This window comes from Gemella haemolysans, assembly GCF_028308085.1.
Taxonomy (GTDB): Bacteria; Bacillota; Bacilli; order Staphylococcales; family Gemellaceae; genus Gemella; species Gemella haemolysans_D.
The window spans coordinates 1-19,622 of the sequence record NZ_JAQMFS010000047.1 but is presented as its reverse complement, the minus strand read 5'-3'; the positions used below and the strand labels follow the sequence as shown (position 1 = coordinate 19,622).

The 19,622-nt window shown below is 29.6% G+C and carries 20 protein-coding genes; 1 reads left to right on the top strand and 19 read right to left on the bottom strand.

The genetic code is table 11. The features are described from left to right. Positions 1-250: 250 nt before the first annotated feature. From PNO30_RS03350 to PNO30_RS03260, 19 genes are all read right to left on the bottom strand, one after another. The gene (locus PNO30_RS03350; RefSeq protein WP_271987161.1) at positions 251-1,111 is read right to left on the bottom strand and encodes a polyprenyl synthetase family protein; all 861 of its coding nucleotides are present in this window, start codon (positions 1,109-1,111) and stop codon (positions 251-253) included. Next, positions 1,104-1,304 (bottom strand): exodeoxyribonuclease VII small subunit, encoded by a 201-nt coding sequence (gene xseB / locus PNO30_RS03345; protein WP_271987160.1) that lies wholly within the window; start codon positions 1,302-1,304, stop codon positions 1,104-1,106. Before xseB ends, PNO30_RS03350 begins: the two co-directional genes overlap by 8 nt. Continuing rightward, positions 1,305-2,564: an exodeoxyribonuclease VII large subunit gene (gene xseA / locus PNO30_RS03340; protein WP_271987159.1), complete on the bottom strand. Its 1,260-nt coding sequence runs from the start codon at positions 2,562-2,564 to the stop codon at positions 1,305-1,307. Positions 2,565-2,577: 13 nt separating this feature from the next. After that, positions 2,578-2,973 (bottom strand): transcription antitermination factor NusB, encoded by a 396-nt coding sequence (nusB, locus tag PNO30_RS03335; RefSeq protein WP_271987158.1) that lies wholly within the window; start codon positions 2,971-2,973, stop codon positions 2,578-2,580. A 14-nt stretch (positions 2,974-2,987) separates the two neighbouring features. Then, a complete protein-coding gene (locus tag PNO30_RS03330) occupies positions 2,988-3,293 on the bottom strand; it encodes an Asp23/Gls24 family envelope stress response protein (protein ID WP_271966328.1) in 306 nt (101 codons plus the stop codon). A 183-nt stretch (positions 3,294-3,476) separates the two neighbouring features. Beyond that, positions 3,477-6,098 carry an alanine--tRNA ligase gene (gene alaS / locus PNO30_RS03325; RefSeq protein ID WP_271987156.1) on the bottom strand — a complete coding sequence of 874 codons (2,622 nt, stop codon included), beginning with the start codon at positions 6,096-6,098 and terminating at the stop codon, positions 3,477-3,479. Between the two features lie 298 nt (positions 6,099-6,396). Further along, on the bottom strand, positions 6,397-6,765 hold the full coding sequence (locus tag PNO30_RS03320; protein ID WP_271966330.1) for a S1 RNA-binding domain-containing protein: 369 nt from the start codon (positions 6,763-6,765) through the stop codon (positions 6,397-6,399). Further along, on the bottom strand, positions 6,755-8,731 hold the full coding sequence (tkt, locus tag PNO30_RS03315) for a transketolase (protein ID WP_271987155.1): 1,977 nt from the start codon (positions 8,729-8,731) through the stop codon (positions 6,755-6,757). The genes PNO30_RS03320 and tkt overlap by 11 nt, the downstream gene beginning before the upstream one ends. 16 nt (positions 8,732-8,747) lie before the next feature. Then, positions 8,748-9,344 carry a recombination mediator RecR gene (recR, locus tag PNO30_RS03310; RefSeq protein WP_271987154.1) on the bottom strand — a complete coding sequence of 199 codons (597 nt, stop codon included), beginning with the start codon at positions 9,342-9,344 and terminating at the stop codon, positions 8,748-8,750. 1 nt (position 9,345) lies between these two features. Beyond that, positions 9,346-9,663 (bottom strand): YbaB/EbfC family nucleoid-associated protein, encoded by a 318-nt coding sequence (locus PNO30_RS03305; protein WP_003146124.1) that lies wholly within the window; start codon positions 9,661-9,663, stop codon positions 9,346-9,348. A gap of 116 nt (positions 9,664-9,779) precedes the next feature. Then, positions 9,780-11,492 (bottom strand): DNA polymerase III subunit gamma/tau, encoded by a 1,713-nt coding sequence (gene dnaX, locus PNO30_RS03300; RefSeq protein ID WP_271987153.1) that lies wholly within the window; start codon positions 11,490-11,492, stop codon positions 9,780-9,782. A 162-nt stretch (positions 11,493-11,654) separates the two neighbouring features. Beyond that, positions 11,655-12,683 (bottom strand): DUF4878 domain-containing protein, encoded by a 1,029-nt coding sequence (locus PNO30_RS03295; RefSeq protein ID WP_271987152.1) that lies wholly within the window; start codon positions 12,681-12,683, stop codon positions 11,655-11,657. Positions 12,684-12,936: 253 nt separating this feature from the next. Then, entirely contained in the window at positions 12,937-13,425 is a 489-nt protein-coding gene (locus PNO30_RS03290; RefSeq protein ID WP_271987151.1) for a hypothetical protein, read from the bottom strand. Positions 13,426-13,493: 68 nt separating this feature from the next. Then, positions 13,494-13,814: a hypothetical protein gene (locus tag PNO30_RS03285; protein WP_271987150.1), complete on the bottom strand. Its 321-nt coding sequence runs from the start codon at positions 13,812-13,814 to the stop codon at positions 13,494-13,496. 148 nt (positions 13,815-13,962) lie between these two features. Continuing rightward, a complete protein-coding gene (locus PNO30_RS03280) occupies positions 13,963-15,042 on the bottom strand; it encodes an ABC transporter substrate-binding protein (RefSeq protein ID WP_271987149.1) in 1,080 nt (359 codons plus the stop codon). A 1-nt stretch (position 15,043) separates the two neighbouring features. Further along, entirely contained in the window at positions 15,044-15,844 is an 801-nt protein-coding gene (locus PNO30_RS03275; protein WP_271987148.1) for an ABC transporter permease, read from the bottom strand. Beyond that, positions 15,844-16,662: an ABC transporter permease gene (locus tag PNO30_RS03270; RefSeq protein WP_271987147.1), complete on the bottom strand. Its 819-nt coding sequence runs from the start codon at positions 16,660-16,662 to the stop codon at positions 15,844-15,846. The genes PNO30_RS03275 and PNO30_RS03270 overlap by 1 nt, the downstream gene beginning before the upstream one ends. 2 nt (positions 16,663-16,664) lie before the next feature. Then, on the bottom strand, positions 16,665-17,753 hold the full coding sequence (locus PNO30_RS03265) for an ABC transporter ATP-binding protein (protein ID WP_271987146.1): 1,089 nt from the start codon (positions 17,751-17,753) through the stop codon (positions 16,665-16,667). 10 nt (positions 17,754-17,763) lie between these two features. Next, positions 17,764-18,309 carry a helix-turn-helix domain-containing protein gene (locus tag PNO30_RS03260; protein WP_003146140.1) on the bottom strand — a complete coding sequence of 182 codons (546 nt, stop codon included), beginning with the start codon at positions 18,307-18,309 and terminating at the stop codon, positions 17,764-17,766. A gap of 337 nt (positions 18,310-18,646) precedes the next feature. On the opposite strand from PNO30_RS03260, the gene PNO30_RS03255 reads away from it, so the two are divergent. Next, complete coding sequence (locus PNO30_RS03255) at positions 18,647-19,498, top strand: RluA family pseudouridine synthase (RefSeq protein ID WP_271987145.1); 852 nt, start codon at positions 18,647-18,649, stop codon at positions 19,496-19,498. The last annotated feature ends 124 nt before the right edge of the window (positions 19,499-19,622 follow it).

The window sequence follows — 19,622 nt, the reverse complement described above, 5'->3', positions numbered from 1 at the left end:
CTACACTTTAATTATATTGGGTATTTGTCTTTTTGTATATAAAAATTGAAATCCGGGGCTGGAATTTTTCCATGCCCCGGATTTAGTATACAACCGGTTTTCAATATATTATTTAATTAAGATTATAAATTATATTAAAAAAATCTTTTATAAAGATAACCCTAACCTTTATAAAAGATTTAATTAGTTTATTATGCAAAACACAATTAAAATTGTATATTAATATTTATATTTAAGTTACTATTTTAAACTATTTATCTCGTTTTAATAAATAATCTGAAAAATCTATTAATAAACTATTATTTAGTTGTTTTGCTATATTAATGGCATTATCTGTATGTTTTTGAAGTAATTCTTCGCATTCATCAATACCATAGAAGCTAAGATATGTAATCATATCCTCATCACTTGGCAATTTCCCAATTTTATCAAAATCACCATAATAATCAAGTATATCATCTTTAATTTGATAAGCTATACCTAACTGTCTACCAAATTCTTTAACGTTCTCATAATCTACAACTCTGTTTGCAACTAAACAAGCGAAATCCATCGGTAATTCTATTAAACGTCCTGTTTTCAAACTATGCATTTTTCTTAAATAGTCAGCATCGACATTGTAATTTTTTTGTTTTACATCATACACTTGACCTGCAATCATACCCATAGCACCTGAATAATTAGCAAACTGTTTGATTAATCTTACTTTCAAACTAGGTTCAACACTCGAATCACTAAGTACTTCAAAAGCCAAAGTAAGCATAGCATCACCAGTTAGGACAGCGAGATCTTGACCAAATACCTTATGATTTGTTAATTTACCCCAACGATAATCATCATTATCCATCTCTGGTAAGTCATCATGAACTAATGAATATGTATGCACTAATTCAATAGCAAGTGCAATATCAAAATACTTTGTATAATCTACTTCATAGTATTTTAATAAATATAAAAATGATAATGGCCTAATCTTCTTACCATCATTCACTAATGAATAAGTAATAGATTCTTTTAAAATATCAGGCATTTCTAATTTTTCAATATATTCTTTAGCAAAACTATTTAATTGATCCTTGTTTTCTTCTATGAAGTTCTTAAAATTATTCATCTTCTTTGAAATCCTTAGTTAATTTAGCTACTTCTTTCTCTGCATTACTTATTAAATCATTGCAGTTTTTAATCAAATCGATTCCTTGTTTATATCGCTCTAATGAATCTTCTAAAGATAATTTTCCAGATTCTAATTCTGCAACAATTTTCTCAAGATTCATTAAACTTGTTTCAAAATTTTCTTTACCCATTTACTTAACTCCTTTATCGGATATATTATTAACTTTACAATCAAGACTTCCGTCAGCTAATTGAACAGTTATATCATCCCCTGCATTTACATTTGTAACAGATGTTATCTTTTCATTGTTTAAAAAAGCAACAGAATAACCTTTTTTCATAATATTTAACGGAGAATTAGCTTCTAATCGATTAATCTCATTTGTGAAGTTTTCTTTAAATTTAGCTAAAAAATCAAAATTTAAAAATTTATCCGTTGAAATTGATAAACTATTTTTCTTATCCTTAACAAGAATTTGCAAGGATTTACTAAGTTCTCTTTCTAACAACTCAACAGTTCTTCTATACTCAGTAAATATTTTTGAATAGTTTTTATAGTATGGATTATTTTCACTATTACTTATTCTATTCTTATAATTTTGGAGAATATAATTTATAGTATTATTTAGTTTATCATAATTAAATGATATTCTATTTTTTATATCCTCAATATTTGGTGTTACTAATTCCGCAGCTGCAGTTGGTGTAGAAGCTCTTCTATCAGATACAAAATCTGCAAGCGTCGTATCAGTCTCATGTCCTATTCCTGTTACTATTGGTGTTTTACAGTTGAAAATCGCTCTAATTACTTCTTCAGTATTAAAACTCCAAAGGTCTTCTATAGATCCACCACCACGACCTAGTATAATTACATCATTAGAACCATCATCAGCTAGTTTAATATTTTTAACTATATCTTGAACAGAATTATCACCTTGTACTAAAGTAGAATAAACATTTATCTTTGCTATAGGAAAACGACGTTGAATTGTTCTAGTAATATCTTGAACAGCTGCTCCAGTTTTTGCTGTAACAACAGCTATTTTTTGTGCAAAACTTGGTATTTGTTTTTTATACTGAGGTAGAAAAAGTCCTTCTTTCTCTAATTTCTCCTTTAGTTCTAAAAACTTTTGATATAATTCACCGACTCTATCTTTTTTCATATCGGTAACTAGAAGGTTGTGCTCTCCACGAGGGAAGTAATAATTAATCTTTGACTTAATTAAAACTGTATCACCATCTTTAAAATCCTTCGATTTTGCTCCGAACCAAACTGCGTTTATTCTAGTATTTTCATCTTTTATTGAAAAATATATATTATTGTTATTGTGAAGTTTAAAATTAGAAATTTCACCTTTTATATATATTTCACCTAAGTAAGGATCTAATAAAAACTTCCTCTCAATATATTTATTTAATGCTGTAACGGTTAGATATGTTCTTTCTTCCATCTAACTTTACCTCTTATTTTGTCGAGTTTTCTACAATTCCTTTTAGTACTCCATTGATAAATTTATAACTTTCATCCTTTTCACTATATTTTTTTGAAAGTTCAACTGCTTCATTGATAGAAACCTTGTAAGGAATATCACTATAAAGAATCTCATAAGCTGCAATACGTAATATTTGTCTATCCATTTTTGATAAACGTTCTAATTTCCAGTCTTTTAAATTATCAGAAATTACCTCATCAATTTCATCTTTCTTTTCAATAATCTCAGTTAATGTCTTATTTACATAAATACTTGTAGAAATTTCTTCTTGTTCTAAGTCTAACAGTTCAATAAAATCTAGTTCAGTATTTTCTACCTGGAATAAAATTTTAAAAACCGCTTCTCTAAGTTCATGTCTGCTCTTCATTTATATCTCCTAAATTAAAAATCAATTCCAATTATATTAACATTTACAGTTTTAGTATTAATCTCTGTCATATTAAATATTGAATTTCTTACATTTTCTTGAATTTTTCTTGCTGTTTTAGCTACAGAGAATCCTGATTTCAAATTACAATATACATCGATAACTAATTCACTTCCAGCAAATTCTAATTCTACTCCACGAGAGTAAACTTTTTTTCCTAATAATTTTGAAACACCTTCTACTTCAGTTGCCGCAATGTTTGCAATAACTTCTAATGCATTCGGGTTGATTTCTACTTTTCCTAATTTTTTAGTTTCCATTTTCATTTCCTCCGAAATTATATTTAATACTAGTACAATCCAATATTAAATTATTATTTGTCCATAATAATCCTATTAATTATACCATATTTTCAGGAAAAAAGGGAGAGATTACCTTAAAATAGTTAATCCTTAAAACTATTTTTTGGGCAATCTCTTCCCTATTATCATTCAGAAAATATATTAGATACTAGCTAATAATTCTTCGAATGCTTTATCGATATTATCTTTGTTTTTTGCTCCTGCTTGAGCCATATCTGGACGTCCACCACCACGTCCATCACATACTGTAGCAAGAATATTTACTAATTTTCCTGCATTGTATTTATCAGTGATAGCTTTATCTACAGCTACTACAAAGTTTACTTTATCTTCATTTACTGAAGCAAATGCGATAACATAATTTTCTAATTTAGACTTAGCATTATCAACAAGTTGTTTTAAGTGATTCATGTTTTCTGATTCAACTACGCTTGTCAGTACATTTACACCATTTACTTCTTTAATATTATTTACTAAGTTGTTTAATTCAGCATTAGCGATTTTTTGTTGTAAGCTTTCTTTTTCTTTAGCTAGTTTCTTAATTTCTGATTGTAATCCAGAAACTTTTTCTACTACATTAGAAGCATTAGCTTTTGTTAATTTTTCAACAGAACGAAGTGTTTCTTCTTGTTCTCTTAAATACTCGTATGCTGCTTTTCCTGTTAAAGCTTCAATTCTACGTACACCTGCAGCTACACCTGATTCAGAAACAATTTTGAAGATTCCTACTTCAGCACTGTTAGCATTGTGAGTACCACCACATAATTCAATAGAATAATCTCCGATAGAAACTACACGAACTACATCTCCGTATTTTTCACCGAATAGTGCTTGTGCTCCAAGTTTTCTTGCTTCGGCTATTGGCATTTCTTCAGTTTTAATTTCTAATGCATTCCAAATTTGCTTGTTAACTTCTTTCTCAACTTTTTCAATTTCTTCTTTAGTTAGTGGAGCGAAGTGAGTAATATCAAATCTTAGTTTTTCATCAGTTACTAATGATCCTGCTTGTTTAATATGTGAACCAACTTCATGACGAAGCGCTTCGTTTAATAAGTGAGTTGCAGTATGGTTTTTCTCAATATTTAATCTATAAGCTCTATCTACTTCTAGTTTATATTCTTTACCAACTACTAATTCCCCTTCTAGTACTTTTACTAAGTGAATGTGGCGTTTATCTGGAAGTTTCTTAACATCTATTACTTCTGCTTTGAATCCTTCTGCTAATACTAAGCCTCTATCAGCTATTTGACCACCACTTTCTGCATAGAATGGAGTTTTATCGAATACTACTTTTACGTTCTCTTCACCTTTATAGTTTTCTAATAAGTTATCTTCTTTATCAACTATAGCTAATAGTTTACCTTCATCTGTAAGTTTAGTATATCCAGTAAACTCACTGTCTCCTACTATTCTGTTGTATAGGTCAGATTGTACTTGCATTGAAGAATCTTCTTGACGAGATGAACGAGCACGTTCTTTTTGTTTTTCCATCTCTTTATTAAACCCATCAATATCAACCATCAATCCTAATTCTTCTGCATATTCTTCAGTTAATTCAATTGGGAATCCAAAAGTATCATAAAGTTTGAATGCATCTTTACCAGAAATTACTTTCGTTGTATCTTTAACTTCTTTAGCAATATTATTTAAGATTGCTTCACCTTCGTTTAATGTTTCATGGAATCTATCTTCTTCTTTAAGAATTACATCTTTAACAAAGTTTGCACTCTCTTTAACATTTGGATAGTAGTCTTCCATAATTTCTGCAACAACATCTGTTAATTTGTACATAAATGAGTTATTTAAACCTAAAACTTTTGCATATCTAACTGCACGACGTAAAAGTCTTCTAAGTATGTATCCGCGTCCTTCATTTGATGGCAATGCTCCATCTGCGATAGCGAATACTACAGTTCTAATGTGGTCAGCGATAACTTTGAAAGCCACATCTTGGTCAGCATTTACACCATATTTAGCACCAGAAAGTTTTTCAATTTCTCTAATGATTGGAATAAATAGGTCTGTATCAAAGTTTGTTGGAACATCTTGTAATACAGATACAATTCTCTCTAATCCCATCCCTGTATCTATGTTTTTCGCAGGAAGTTCAGTATAGGTACCATCAGCATTGTGGTTATATTGACTGAATACTACGTTCCAAATCTCTAGATATCTATCATTTTCTCCACCTGGGTACATTTCCTCTTTTGGTGACCATGTATCAGCATCTTCTCCACGGTCATAGAAAATCTCAGTATTTGGTCCAGAAGGCCCTTCACCGATGTCCCAGAAGTTCCCTTCAATACGAATAATTCTTTCTTCAGGAAGCCCAATAACATTGTGCCATAAATCATATGCTTCTGTATCTTCAGGGTGAATTGTTACTGATAATTTTTCTTTTTCTAATCCCAACCATTTTTCAGAAGTTAAGAATTCCCACGCCCAAGGTACTGCTTCATTTTTGAAGTAGTCACCAATTGAGAAGTTACCTAACATCTCGAAGAATGTATGGTGACGCGCAGTTTTACCTACATTTTCAATATCATTAGTTCTAATTGATTTTTGTGAGTTAGTAATTCTTGGATTCTCAGGTATTTCTCTACCATCAAAGTATTTTTTTAGTGTTGCAACCCCTGAGTTAATCCATAATAATGTAGGATCATCAACTGGCACTAAAGATGCACTTGGTTCAATTTTGTGTCCTTTTTCTACGAAGAAATCTAAATACATTCTTCTAATTTGTGTTGATGTTAGTTGTTTCATTTATATTCTCCTTTCAAGCTAACAAATAAAATAAAAAAGTCCCTTGTGTAAATTTAATTACACAAGGGACGACTATAATCGTGTTACCACCCTAATTCGAGTACTTTGCACTCCTCATTAGTTTTTATAACGGCATGAATGCCGATGAAGCACTACATAGGTAGCATAAAAGTTATATTATGAATCCTTTTCACCACTAGATTCTCTCTTTTAAATAATACTACTAACTTTTAATTCCTAAACTTCATTTAATATTTAAGTTTATTATAAACAGTTAAATTACATTTGTCAATAGAAATTATTTAGAATTTCTCATTTCGAGTATTGCTTTTTTTTGCCAAAGCTTCATATTTTGTTTAAGTGTGTCAAATCCGTACACAAAATTTAAAGTGTCAAGGCTATTAATTTCTTTTTTATCATTGTCTTTTTTTTGTTTAAAATTTAATGTTGCATTAATTTTATTATCCTTGATAGATAGGACTTTTACTTCCAAAATTTCATCTTGTTTTATATAACTACTTATATCGAATATAAAACAATTTGTAATTTCAGAAATGTGTATTAAACCTACCATCTTATCTCTTGTTTCAATAAAAGCACCGTATGGTTTAACTGCTGTCACTTTTACCTTTATAATATCGCCTGGGCGAATTTCTCTATAGCTCATTTTTAATTTTCTCTACAACTGCTTCAACAGTAAATCCATATTCTTCGATTACTTTATTCGCAGGTGCAGAAGCTCCAAATTTATCAATTCCAATAGCTAATCCATCTAAACCAACATATTTGTACCAAAGAGCACTGTTACCCATTTCTAATGATACACGACGACGTACATTTAATGGTAATAATTCTTCTTTATATTCTTTTGATTGTTCTTCAAATAATTCAACTGAAGGCATACTTACAACACGTACTTTTGAACCATCTTTTTCTAATTCACGTGCTACATCAATTGCTAATGCAACTTCAGATCCTGTAGCGATTAAAATAGTATCGAAGTCTTTTGCTGTTTCGTAAACAACATAAGCACCTTTAGCAACTTTCTCAAATGAAGAATTTTCTAAAATTGGTAAGTTTTGACGTGTTAATACAATTGATGTTGGTTTATTATTTGTTTTTTGTGATAGATACCAAGCAGCTTGTGCTTCGGTCGCATCAGCAGGTCTAAACACATATGTATTTGGAATAGTTCTTAATGATGCTAAGTGTTCAATTGGTTCGTGTGTTGGACCATCCTCACCTACTGCAATACTATCATGTGTAAATACGTAAGTTACAGGTAAGTTTTGTAATGCTGATAATCTTAATGCCGCTTTTAGGTAGTCAGAAAATACGAAGAATGTACCACCGAATACGCGTACACCCCCGTGTAATGTTAACCCATTAAGTACAGTAGCCATAGCAAATTCACGAACACCAAATTGTACATTACGTTCTGTTCTGTGTTTATCATCTTGTAATCCATCACCTTTAATGAATGTCATATTAGAGTGTGAAAGGTCAGCTGATCCTCCGAAGAATGTTGGTAATACAGCTGCAACACTATTGATTGCATCTTGAGATGAATTACGAGTTGCTTGAGCTTCTCCTACATTTTTGAAGCTGAAGCTTTCTTTTGATAAGTGTTTAATATCTTCACGAGTAAGAGCTTCTTCTAACTCTTTTGCTAATTCAGGGAATTTTACTTTATAATCTGCATATAATTTTTCCCATTTTGCATATTCGTTTTCACCACGTTCTGCAACATTAGCTTTGAAATCAGCATATACGTCAGCAGGAATATCGAATGGTTCATTTTCCCAACCGATTTCTTTTCTGAATAATGCTGTTTCTTCATCACCTAATGGTGCACCATGAACTCCATTTGTTCCTTGTCTATTAGGTGAACCAGCTCCGATAATTGTTTTTACTTCGATTAACGTAGGTTTATCAGATTTTTTAGCTTGTTCAATTGCTGCGCTAACCGCGTCTACATTTGCACCATCTTCTACAAGGATAGTGTTCCATCCGTATGCTTCATATCTAGCACGAACATTTTCAGAGAATGCATCTTTAGTTTCTCCATCTAGACAGATATCATTTGAATCATATAATACTACAAGTTTATTTAATTTTTGTACTGCTGCAAAGCTTGATGCTTCTGAAGCTACACCTTCCATGATATCTCCATCACCACAGATTACATATGTGTAGTGATTAAATAAGTCATAACCTTCTTTGTTGTACTTAGCAGCTAAATATCTTTCTGCTAAGGCCATACCTACTGCTGTAGAGATACCTTGTCCTAGTGGACCTGTTGTTGCATCAATACCTTTAGTGTGTCCAAACTCTGGGTGACCAGGAGTTTTAGAACCCCATTGACGGAAGTTTTTTACTTCTTCTAAAGATACATCTTCAAATCCTGAAAGATGTAATAATGAATATAGTAACATTGATCCATGTCCTGCTGATAATACGAATCTATCTCTATTAATCCAGTCAGTTTTCTTTGGATTTACTCTAAGGTGTTTTGTAAATAATGAGTAAGCCATTGGTGCTGCTCCCATTACTACACCAGGGTGTCCTGATTTTGCTTTGTTAATCGCATCAACACCCAATACTTTTATCGCGTTTACTGATTTTTGTGACATAAACTGTCCTCCTAAATTATAGCTCTATTCTACCTGAAATAGCCCTTGATAGAGTAACTTCATCAACATACTCAATATCACTTCCAAAGGAAATACCTTGAGCTATTCTGGTAACTCTTATATCTGTATTTTTTAAATATCTTGAAATAAAACTTGCTGTTCCCTCACCTTCTGGAGACGAGTTAGTTGCTAGTATTATTTCTTTTACTGTTTCATCTTGTGCTCTTTCAAAAAGAGACTTTATATTAATATCAAGTGGACCTATTCCATCCATAGGTGAAATTAAACCATCAAGTACATGATATACACCTCTATATTGTTGCATATTCTCCATTGCTACTAAATCATTATCATTAGCAACAACACAAATCATCGATTTGTCTCTACCTGCATCAGAGCAAATATCGCACACATGATCTTCACTAAGACGTCCACATACTTCACAATTAGTTAGCTTTTCTTTTAAATGTACTAAACTATCTGCAAAGTTTTTTATATCATCATCATTCATTTTCAAAGTATGAAACGCTAATCTTACCGCAGTTTTCTTTCCTATACCAGGTAACAATGAATAACTGTCTATTAAATCTAAAATCGGTTTAGGATATTGCATCTTATAGTCCTGGGATGTTTAATCCGTTTGTAAATTTACCTAATGTTTCCTCTTTTAATTGAGTAGATTTTTCAAGTGCATCATTTACTGCAGTTAAAATCATATCTTGAAGCATTTCAATATCTTCTGGATCAACTACTTCTTCTTTAATTTTAATATCTAATATTTTTCCATCACCATTAGCTATTGCTGTTACCATACCACCTGATACAGTTCCTTCAACAGTTTGGTCTTTTAATCCTTCTTGGGCTGCTAACATGTCCTTTTGCATTTTTTGCATTTTTCTCATCATTTGTTGCATATTTCCCATTCCACGCATAATATTTCCTCCTAATGTCAATTTATATTATAATTCTATTTAAATTTTTACTACTTGTCAATAATTTGGAATTTTTTTCAAGTTATTTCAATTATTTTCAAGTATTTTTTCAAATGCTAGTTTTCTATTATTATATCTCCAAATAACTCATCAATTTTAGTTATCGTCTTTTCTTCAACTTCTTCTTCAATCAAATTGCTTTCTACAACAGGATTTGCAAGTTCATCTTTAAGAACAATATACTGATGATCTTGAATTGTATAAATCGAGTAATCTACTCCGATAAATCTCTTGAATAGACTTTCCAAATATTTTTTATATTTAGAATTTGGAGCCATTTTTACCATATTATCTACTTCACTAAAAACTAATAATCCTCCTTCTTTAGAAGAAGCTACTAATTGACAAGAGCTAAATAATTCTCTCATAGTTACTACTTCTGGATTATTTGAATTCAAGCTTTCATTAATTATCTTATTAAAAACATTTGCTGCATAATTGGTAAAATTCTCACTTGAAGTCTTCATAAGTTCGATAATCTTATTCTTATCTTTTATAATCACTTCCTTAATCTCTTCTTTTGGAGCACCTTGCCAACTAGTAGTATCTACCTCTTTATCACTGTTATTTTTAATATATTCTTGCGATGATTTACTAATTGAATTTTCAGATAGACTATTTGTATTATTACTTAATTGATTTAATTTGTCTTCAAGCATCCTAATTCTATTTTCTAATTCAACTGGTCTAGAATTTGATACAGAATTATCAACACTATTTTGAACTGTAGTCTGATTAACAGTTTCTTCTTTCGAGCATATTTTTACAATGCAAATTTGCATATAACTCATATATTCTGTCGAAAATCTAATATACTGCTCCGTTTGTGATAAATATTCTATAATTTTATAAAAATAGTCAAATCCAACATTATTAACTTCTTCAGCTATTTTGTCAATATTATATACCGTATACGTTGTGTTATTTAAATTTTTATACACAACTACATCTCGTGTTACATTAATAAGATCATTAAGTAACAATTTAGTATCCTTAGCCTGGCTAACGAAATTATTATATGTTAATAAAGATTTTGTAACATCTCCTTGTAAAAGACTTCTATAAAATTCAAGAATATCATCTTCACTTATTGAAGAAGTAACTTCTAAAATGTGATCTAAAGTAATTTTTTCTGAATAGTTAGATACTTGATCTAGTATACTAATTGCATCCCTCAGTCCACCTTTAGCAAGAGTTGCAATTTTCTCTATAGCTGCATCTTCAATTACTATTCCTTCATTTTCTGAAATATACTTTAGTCTATCAATTAATTGTTCTTGTGAAAGATTTTTAAACTCAAACCTCTGACATCTTGATAAGATAGTCGCTGGTATTTTATGAATTTCAGTAGTAGCTAATATGAATATCACATGAGCAGGTGGTTCCTCTAGCGTTTTCAATAATGCATTAAATGCTGCTGTAGTTAGCATATGCACTTCATCAATGATATAAACTTTATATTTACCTTCTGTAGGCAAGAATTTAATAGCTTCTTTTATATCACGTACTTCATCTACACCATTATTACTTGCAGCATCAATTTCAATAATATCTACATTTTCTTTTTGATATTCTTCATTACCATTAACTTCATTTGCAAATATTTTTGCAATGGAAGTTTTACCTGTACCTCGAGATCCATAAAATAAATAGGCATGACTAATTTGATCTTTATCAATCGCATTTTTCAAGACAGAAACAATGTGATTTTGACCTACTATGTCAGTAAATGTTTGTGGTCTATATTTCCTATATAACGCTTGAAACATACAAACCTCCTAAATTATTTTAACTAATATATTATAACATAATTTTAAATTTACTTATAGTAAAAAAAGATATACTCAAAAGTAAAATTTAATAAAAAATCTACATTTTAAGTATATCCTTTTAACTATTATATTTTATTTTTCACCTATAATTTCAAAAAATTAGAATGGATTTTCTGTTAAGAACCATCTTCCATTAACTTTTATTACTTTTATGGTTTGACCACTACTACTACCAAAAAGAGAGCCTAAATCCACACCTTTTACTTTTAGAGAAACTTTTGCTGTTCTATCATCTATCATTTTTGTTTCTCCAACTTCAACTAGACCTACAAGTCCTTTTGCCATAGTTAATTTCTGTTTATCATCTTCACTCAAGTTTCTTAGTTCAGAAATTGCTTTTTGTCTAGATTCTACACTTTCAAAATGAACATAATCTATCATTTTTTCTAAATCGCCTGACTTAACAGAACTAATCCATCCTTCAACCGCACCTTTTGGTGTAGATGCACCTGGTTTTCCACTTCCACTAAAAATAATTAAAGCGATAACTACTACAGCTGCAGCTATTGCAGCAATAATCCCAATAGTTTTATTATCTACTTTTCTTTTTCCATACATTGGGTTAAAGTTTTGGTTATTTGTTCTGAATTGTGGATTGAATTGATTAGGATTATTATAACCATTTTGATTATTAAACTGTCCATTATTCATATTCCCAAATTGAGGATTTTGTCCATTATAACTTTGTCCTCTAAATTGTGGATTATTCATGTTATTGAATTGAGGATTTTGACCGTTATAACCTTGTCCTCTAAACTGTTGATTATTCACATTATTATTTTGTAAATTTTGACTATTAGCATTTCCTCTATATTGTGCATTGTTCACATTATTATTTTTGGGGTTTTGTCCATTATTATATCCTCGGTATTGCTGATTATTTGCATTATTATGCGGTTGATTTTGACCATTTGGATATCCTTGAAATTGGGGATTATTCACATTATTTGCTTGTGGATTTTGATTTTGATAAGGATTCTGATTATTTACATTTCTATTTAAATTTTGCGGGTTCTGTCCATTATAACCATTTCCTTGATGTTGACTATTTTGTTGAGGATAGCCCTGATTTGGATGGTTATTTTGAGGTGTTCCGTTTGGACTTACATTTTGTCCTCTATTATTCATAAAAACTTTCTCCTTTTTATTAATTTTTGGAAGATAAAATATGGAATATTTTAAAATTTTATTAATAAATACAATTCTTCTCAATAATTTATTATACTAAAGCTTTACTCCTTTTGTCAATGATATAAAAAGTACCTAATAATAACAATAAAACAATTAAATAATAGCGTATGCAACTAAAAAAATTAAAAAGATTATCCGACTAGATAATCTCTTTATTAAACAGAATATTTCTTCTTTTTAAGATAAATTACTACCATAATTGATTTTTCTTTAAAAACCATTTTCCTTTATGCTTTTCTACAGTTAAAAAACTTCTGCCATCATTTATTAAGTATTTTTTATCCAAATTGTCTTTTTTATTTATTTTCTTAAATCTAACTATAAACGTATTCAAATCAATCATTTTAACTTCTTCTATTTCATTATCATTAACGAAGGACTTTAACATATCTAACTTGTATTTTTCTTCTTTGGATATTTTCTTGAATTCTTGAGCGGATTCATCTTTATCTTTTTTATTGTCATAGTAGATATAATCAAACATTTTTTCAAATTCATTTTTTCTCACAGCTTTCATCCACCCTTTTACGAGTTCTTCAGGTGTAGCTCCACCTTCCCTATCAGTTAAAACAATTGAAAACACAATTATCAACACTAATATGATTACAGCTAATAACCTTTTATTTTTTGATTTATTATTTAATTGTCTCTTAAAACTACTATTTAAACCATAAGTCATATTTATTTATCCTTTATATAAACTTTATAGAGCATTGATTAATCTATATTTAATTTTATCTATATAAATTAAAATAAAATATTATATAATCCAACTACTAAGCAACAAACACCAGTTATTTGCAAAATTCTTCCAGTTCTTTTACTATCCTTTGTGTACTTTTCAATATTTTCTGATAACTTCGCTTCTTCATAACTTATGCTGATACCACTAATTAAATGAGCATTATCCCCCCTTAGAATATACTTGGCTATAATAAATAATACCCCTGCAATATAAAACATTATAAAAGCTATTGCATAATTTATATATTCACTAGGCAAAAGGATAGCAGAAAAAATTAGGATTTCACATGGTAACATCAACAGAATCGCTGTACTTGTTTTCATAGTTATGCCCCCCTTTTTGTACTTCACTTAGATATACTATAATTATACAATAATAAAACAACGATGGTCAAAACTTACAAAAATATAACTCTCCTTACTGATTTTTCTATCCAGTAAAGAGAGTCATATTCAATACGATAATCTCGTTTTATTTTCTATTATTAATCTTGAATTTTAAGAATAAATCATTGTAAAGTTGAAGCATTTTCGGATCTAAATCTTGATACACTTCTGCCCTGTCTCCAAAACCTTCTAAATCAGGATAAAATTGTTCATCACTTGTAGTTTCTTCTGGGAGTAACTCTTTAGCCTTAGTATTCGGTGTAGCATATCCAATAAACTCAGAGTTTTTCGCTGCATTTTCCGGTTTTAACATAAAGTTAATAAATTTATATGCCGCTTCTTCGTTTTTAGAAGTTTTTGGAATTACAATGTTATCAAACCATAGATTCGTTCCTTCTTTCGGTAAGGCATATACCATATTTTCGTTCTCACCCATGATAGCTTTAGCATCACCTGAGAACACTACAGAAACCCATGCTTCATTGTTAATCATAAGCATCTTTTTCTCATCTGAGTTTATAGCTTTGATATTTGGATGAAGTAACTCTAATTTTCTTTCTGCTAGGTTTAGGTTTACCTCATTAGTATCATTTACAGAATTTCCTTCTGACTGAAGAGCAATTCCCATCATTTCACGTGCACCATCAATTAATAATATATTATTTTCTAAACGTGCATCCCAAAGGTCATTCCATTTTTCAAATTTAAGATCTTCAGGAACTTTAGTTTTATCATAAAGTATTCCTAGTGTTCCCCAGAAATAAGGAATTGAATATTCATTTTTCGGATCAAAACTTTTATCTCTAAATTGTTCATCAATATTATCAAATCCTTCAATTTTACTGTGATCTAATTTTTTTAGTAAATTTAACTTTTTCATCTTCTTAATCATATAGTCAGATGGTATTACTATGTCATATGGTGTAGATCCTGACTGAATCTTTGTAAGCATAGCTTCATTAGAGTCAAATGTCTCATATACTACTGAAATTCCAGTTTCTTCTTCAAACTTCTTAATTAAATCTGGATCAATATATTCTCCCCAGTTGAAAATTGTTAAAGTTTGTTTATCCCCACTATTCGAACTATCTATAAAATTACGACTATATAAAAGTCCTAAACAGATAACTAATATTGAAATTGCTGAAATAAGTAACTTTTTCATATTATCTTACCTCCCTTTTTAATTTACTAGTATTGATTACATAATAAATTAATACCGCTACAACAACAAAGATAGTTAAAACTGTAGATAAAGCATTAATCTGTAAGTTAATTCCTTGGCGTGCCATTGAGTATATTTCAACAGAAAGTGTTTGGAATCCATTACCTGTAACAAAGAACGTCACAGCGAAATCATCTAATGAATAAGTTAATCCCATGAAGAATCCTGCCCAAATCCCTGGTGTAATATAAGGTATTACAATCTTACTTAATACTTGAGGATAAGTCGCCCCAAGGTCTATTGCTGCATCAATCATACTTCTTGGCATCTCATATAATTTAGGTAATACCATTAATACAACGATTGGAATACTAAATGCAATATGAGATAATAATACAGACCAAAAACCTTGAATAGTATCTAAGCCTGTATACTTAGAAATAAATGTAAACATTAATAAGAATGAACATCCGATAATAACGTCAGGACTTACAATCAGAATATTATTACCAACTAGGAATGAATTTTTCTGTTTATTAGATTTTAAAGAATATATCCCTAGAGCACCTAACGTTCCAAAGATTGCTGAAAATAGTCCACACAATAATGCAACTACCACTGTGTTAATTACAATAACCATCATTCGCGTATTTTCAAATAAATCTACATAATGTTTCCAAGAAAAACCTTCGAAATCAATCATTGTCTTACCTGAGTTAAACGAGTAATATGCTAGGTAAATTAGAGGTATATATAATATTGCAAAGATAACCCCTAAATATATTTTTGAAGTTAATTTCATTATTTTCTACCTCCAAAATTAGTTTTGTCTTTAGTATTTGTAAGAACCATTATAATTCCCATTACCACTATCAAGAATACTGCGATTGTTGAACCTACTCCCCAGTTTTGAGTAACTAAGAAATGTTCTTCAATAGCTGTACCTAAATTTATTATTTTATTTCCTGCTACTAAACGAGTAATCATGAATAATGATAGAGCTGGAATAAATGTTACCTGAATACCAGTTTTCACCCCATTAATACTAAGTGGTAAAATAATTTTCATAAATGTAGTTTTAAAATCTGCTCCTAGGTCATAAGATGCTTCGATTAAATTCTTGTTCATTCCAGATACCGAATTATATATTGGTAATAGCATAAAAGGTAAGAAAATGTAACTAGATACAAAAATAAAACTAAATGAATTAAATAGTAAACTCTGACTACCGATACCTATGTATTCTAAGAAACTATTAATTGTTCCATATTCTCCAAATAAACCTAAGAACGCATAAGTTTTTAATAAGATATTAATCCATGTTGGTAAAATTATCAGTAAAAGTAATAGTTCTTTATGCTTACTTTTATTAATAGCAAACGCTAATGGATAACTAATTACCAAACATATCAATGTAATTAAGAAAGCATACCAAAAACTGTAAAGTGTCATAAGTACATATGTGCTACTAAAGAATATTTTATAGTTAGCTAATGTGAAGTTTCCATCTATATCTCTAAATGAATGATAGACGATAAGTATAATTGGAAATACTACAAAAAGTAACATCCACATTACATATGGAATCATAAAAAATGAACGAGTTTTTTTATTAAACATTTTTACTCCTCCTCTTCATATGATTCAAGACGAGCATCGAACTCTTCTTCTGTTTCTCCAGGTACCATGATATGAATTGCTTCAGGATCAAAGTTTAAGCTTACGGCAGCCCCCGGTTTTGCTTCTTTTGTTGAATGAACAATCCACTCATTATATTGGTCATCTAAACAACAAATTTCATAGTGAACTCCTCTAAATAACTGAGTATCTACTACAACACTGATTTTACCTTTATCTGCACTTGTAATTTCTAAGTCCTCTGGACGAATAACTACTTCTACACGTTTATTTTTATCTAAACCAGCATCAACACATTCATATTGTTTACCATAGATTTCTACTAAATAGTCATCTAACATAACAGCATTAACAATATTAGATTCACCAATGAAATCAGCAACAAAACGGTTAACCGGTTCATCATAAATATCAGTAGGTGTCCCACTTTGTTCGATTTTACCGTGGTTCATTACAAAGATATAATCACTCATCGCTAAAGCTTCCTCTTGGTCGTGAGTTACATAGATAAATGTAATTCCCGTTTGTTGTTGAAGCTCACGAAGTTCATACTGCATCTCTTGACGTAATTTTAAGTCTAATGCTGATAAAGATTCATCAAGAAGAATAATTTCAGGTTCATTAACGATAGCACGTGCAATAGCAACACGTTGTTTTTGTCCACCACTCATCTCAGTTAACTCACGATTTTCAAATCCAGCTAAGTTTACTTGTTTTAGAGCTTTCTTAACTTTTTTCTTTATAATTTCTTTCTTCTCATTTTTTATTTTAAGTCCAAATGCCACATTTTCAAAAACATTCATATGTGGGAATAAAGCATAATCCTGGAATACAGTATTTACGTGCCTTTTATTTGCTGGTAAATCATTTACTACCTTATCATCCAATAATACATCACCTGAAGTCGGACTTAAGAATCCTCCTATTAATTTTAGAATTGTACTTTTCCCACAACCACTAGGTCCTAGTAATGTATAAAATTTACCTTTCTCTATTTCTAAATCAATGTTTTTTAGTACATTATTATTACCAAAAGTCATTGATACATTTTTGAATTCAACAATATTTGCCATTTTTTTCTCCTTATAAATACGAATTAGTAGCTACTATTAATACTTCACATTCTTCATCAAATGGATTTGATAATCTATGTTCAGATGTAGCTAAAAAATAAAAACTTTCATTTGTTGAGGCTATAAATTCCTCATCTCCTAATTTTAATTTGCATTTCCCTTTTAGAACATAACATAATGTTTCAGATTCTGAAGGATCAAATGTTTTGTAACTAGAATTTTTCTCTAGTTTTAAAATTAAGGATTCCATTTCCTTTTCATTTGATTCAGGAACCAACCAAGTAAGTTCATATCCTTCATCCGTCTCCTCATAACTAGTTTGATCCTCTAAAGAATAATAAACTTTTTGGCTTGTACTTTCTTTATCAAAAAAGTCCTTAGGCGCACAACCTAATACTTGTAGTATATTAAAAAAAGTTTCCATCGATGGCGATGCTAGGTCACGTTCTACCTGAGATATATATCCTTTACTCAAGTCTGTACGTTCACCTAATTCTTCTTGGGTGAGGTTCTTTTGTATACGTAGTCTTTTTAATCTTTCACCTATAGAATACATAACTTCTCCTTACTATAACAAAAAATAAATATTTGTTTATCAATATCTAACTTTTCGTTATCTATGTTTATTATTATCTAACTTATTGTAATAATTGTTTACCATCAGTAAACTTATCGTTATTTAAGTTTATTATTAGTAAACACACTGTTTAGTATAATTAAATCACAAGTTATATATTACTATATTTTATAGTTAAAATCAAGTTGAAATTCCCTATTTTATAAAGTTTTTTTAAGTTAATTTTACAATACTATAATCTTCATTTTCCTTTCTTATATCATCAATTTAGTATATAATATTATTATTAAGAAAAGAAATTATACAAGGAGTCTCAATGAAATTCAATATAACAAAAACTTTACCTACAGTAGAGAGTTACTTAAGTCAATTTTTAAAAGTTTCAAAGAAAAATATCCATACTATAAGAATGAATAATCATCACAATAAAGATACAATTAAAATTAATTCAAATGAAGCGGAATTAAACTCACCATTAAAAGCGGGAGATATTTTAGAAGTTAACTTAGACTTAGTGACGTCGAAATATAGAGAAAATTCTACAGTATCTATATCTAAAGAATTTGAAGATGAATACTTATTAGTTGTTTCTAAACCATTCGGTATAAAAACACACCCGAATGATGTAGAATTAGAAGATAATACATTGGTAAACTATTTAATTTCCGACTATAACTACTTAGAACCTATCCATAGACTTGATACTGATACTTGTGGATTAGTAATATTAGCCAAAACAGCATTAGTTAAAGCAAAACTAGATCAGATGCTTGAACAAAGACAAATTAAACGTTACTATTCTGCACTAATAAAAAATAATATTAAACCACAAACTATCAATTCAAATATAGGTAGAGATAGTAAAGAAAAAAATAAAATGGCTGTAACAAGAAATGGTAAAAATGCTATAACTAATATACTTGACTGTGTAAAAATAGACCAAAACAAGTTTTTAGTAACAGTATCATTAGAAACCGGTCGAACACATCAAATCCGTGTTCATTTAGCCTCTAATGGAGTTGCAATTATTGGTGATAAACTTTATTCTAAAGATGGATATAAATACGATAAAATGTATTTAGGAGCATTAAAAGTTGAATTTCCACACCCAGTTACAGAACATACAATAGAAATTAAATCTTCTTTAGAAAAAGAATTTTTGCTATAGAGTAACAAAAAACAGATGTGCTTTTTTTAGAGTCTATAATAAATACGGTTGATAATAAATATCAGCCGTATTTAAATTTATAAAAAAATAGAAAAGAATGTAAAATTCCTCTATAATTTAAGTA

Bases quoted from the DNA above. Each gene is read 5' to 3' on its own strand.
- nusB (WP_271987158.1), bottom strand. From the start codon at position 2,973: ATGAAGAGCAGACATGAACTTAGAGAAGCGGTTTTTAAAATTTTATTC.
- xseB (WP_271987160.1), bottom strand. From the start codon at position 1,304: ATGGGTAAAGAAAATTTTGAAACAAGTTTAATGAATCTTGAGAAAATT.
- PNO30_RS03305 (WP_003146124.1), bottom strand. From the start codon at position 9,663: ATGCGTGGAATGGGAAATATGCAACAAATGATGAGAAAAATGCAAAAA.
- dnaX (WP_271987153.1), bottom strand. From the start codon at position 11,492: ATGTTTCAAGCGTTATATAGGAAATATAGACCACAAACATTTACTGAC.
- PNO30_RS03255 (WP_271987145.1), top strand. From the start codon at position 18,647: ATGAAATTCAATATAACAAAAACTTTACCTACAGTAGAGAGTTACTTA.
- PNO30_RS03330 (WP_271966328.1), bottom strand. From the start codon at position 3,293: ATGGAAACTAAAAAATTAGGAAAAGTAGAAATCAACCCGAATGCATTA.
- PNO30_RS03320 (WP_271966330.1), bottom strand. From the start codon at position 6,765: ATGAGCTATAGAGAAATTCGCCCAGGCGATATTATAAAGGTAAAAGTG.
- recR (WP_271987154.1), bottom strand. From the start codon at position 9,344: ATGCAATATCCTAAACCGATTTTAGATTTAATAGACAGTTATTCATTG.
- PNO30_RS03265 (WP_271987146.1), bottom strand. From the start codon at position 17,753: ATGGCAAATATTGTTGAATTCAAAAATGTATCAATGACTTTTGGTAAT.
- PNO30_RS03290 (WP_271987151.1), bottom strand. From the start codon at position 13,425: ATGACTTATGGTTTAAATAGTAGTTTTAAGAGACAATTAAATAATAAA.
- tkt (WP_271987155.1), bottom strand. From the start codon at position 8,731: ATGTCACAAAAATCAGTAAACGCGATAAAAGTATTGGGTGTTGATGCG.
- PNO30_RS03285 (WP_271987150.1), bottom strand. From the start codon at position 13,814: ATGAAAACAAGTACAGCGATTCTGTTGATGTTACCATGTGAAATCCTA.
- PNO30_RS03280 (WP_271987149.1), bottom strand. From the start codon at position 15,042: ATGAAAAAGTTACTTATTTCAGCAATTTCAATATTAGTTATCTGTTTA.
- PNO30_RS03260 (WP_003146140.1), bottom strand. From the start codon at position 18,309: ATGTATTCTATAGGTGAAAGATTAAAAAGACTACGTATACAAAAGAAC.
- PNO30_RS03350 (WP_271987161.1), bottom strand. From the start codon at position 1,111: ATGAATAATTTTAAGAACTTCATAGAAGAAAACAAGGATCAATTAAAT.
- alaS (WP_271987156.1), bottom strand. From the start codon at position 6,098: ATGAAACAACTAACATCAACACAAATTAGAAGAATGTATTTAGATTTC.
- PNO30_RS03275 (WP_271987148.1), bottom strand. From the start codon at position 15,844: ATGAAATTAACTTCAAAAATATATTTAGGGGTTATCTTTGCAATATTA.
- PNO30_RS03270 (WP_271987147.1), bottom strand. From the start codon at position 16,662: ATGTTTAATAAAAAAACTCGTTCATTTTTTATGATTCCATATGTAATG.
- PNO30_RS03295 (WP_271987152.1), bottom strand. From the start codon at position 12,683: ATGAATAATAGAGGACAAAATGTAAGTCCAAACGGAACACCTCAAAAT.
- xseA (WP_271987159.1), bottom strand. From the start codon at position 2,564: ATGGAAGAAAGAACATATCTAACCGTTACAGCATTAAATAAATATATT.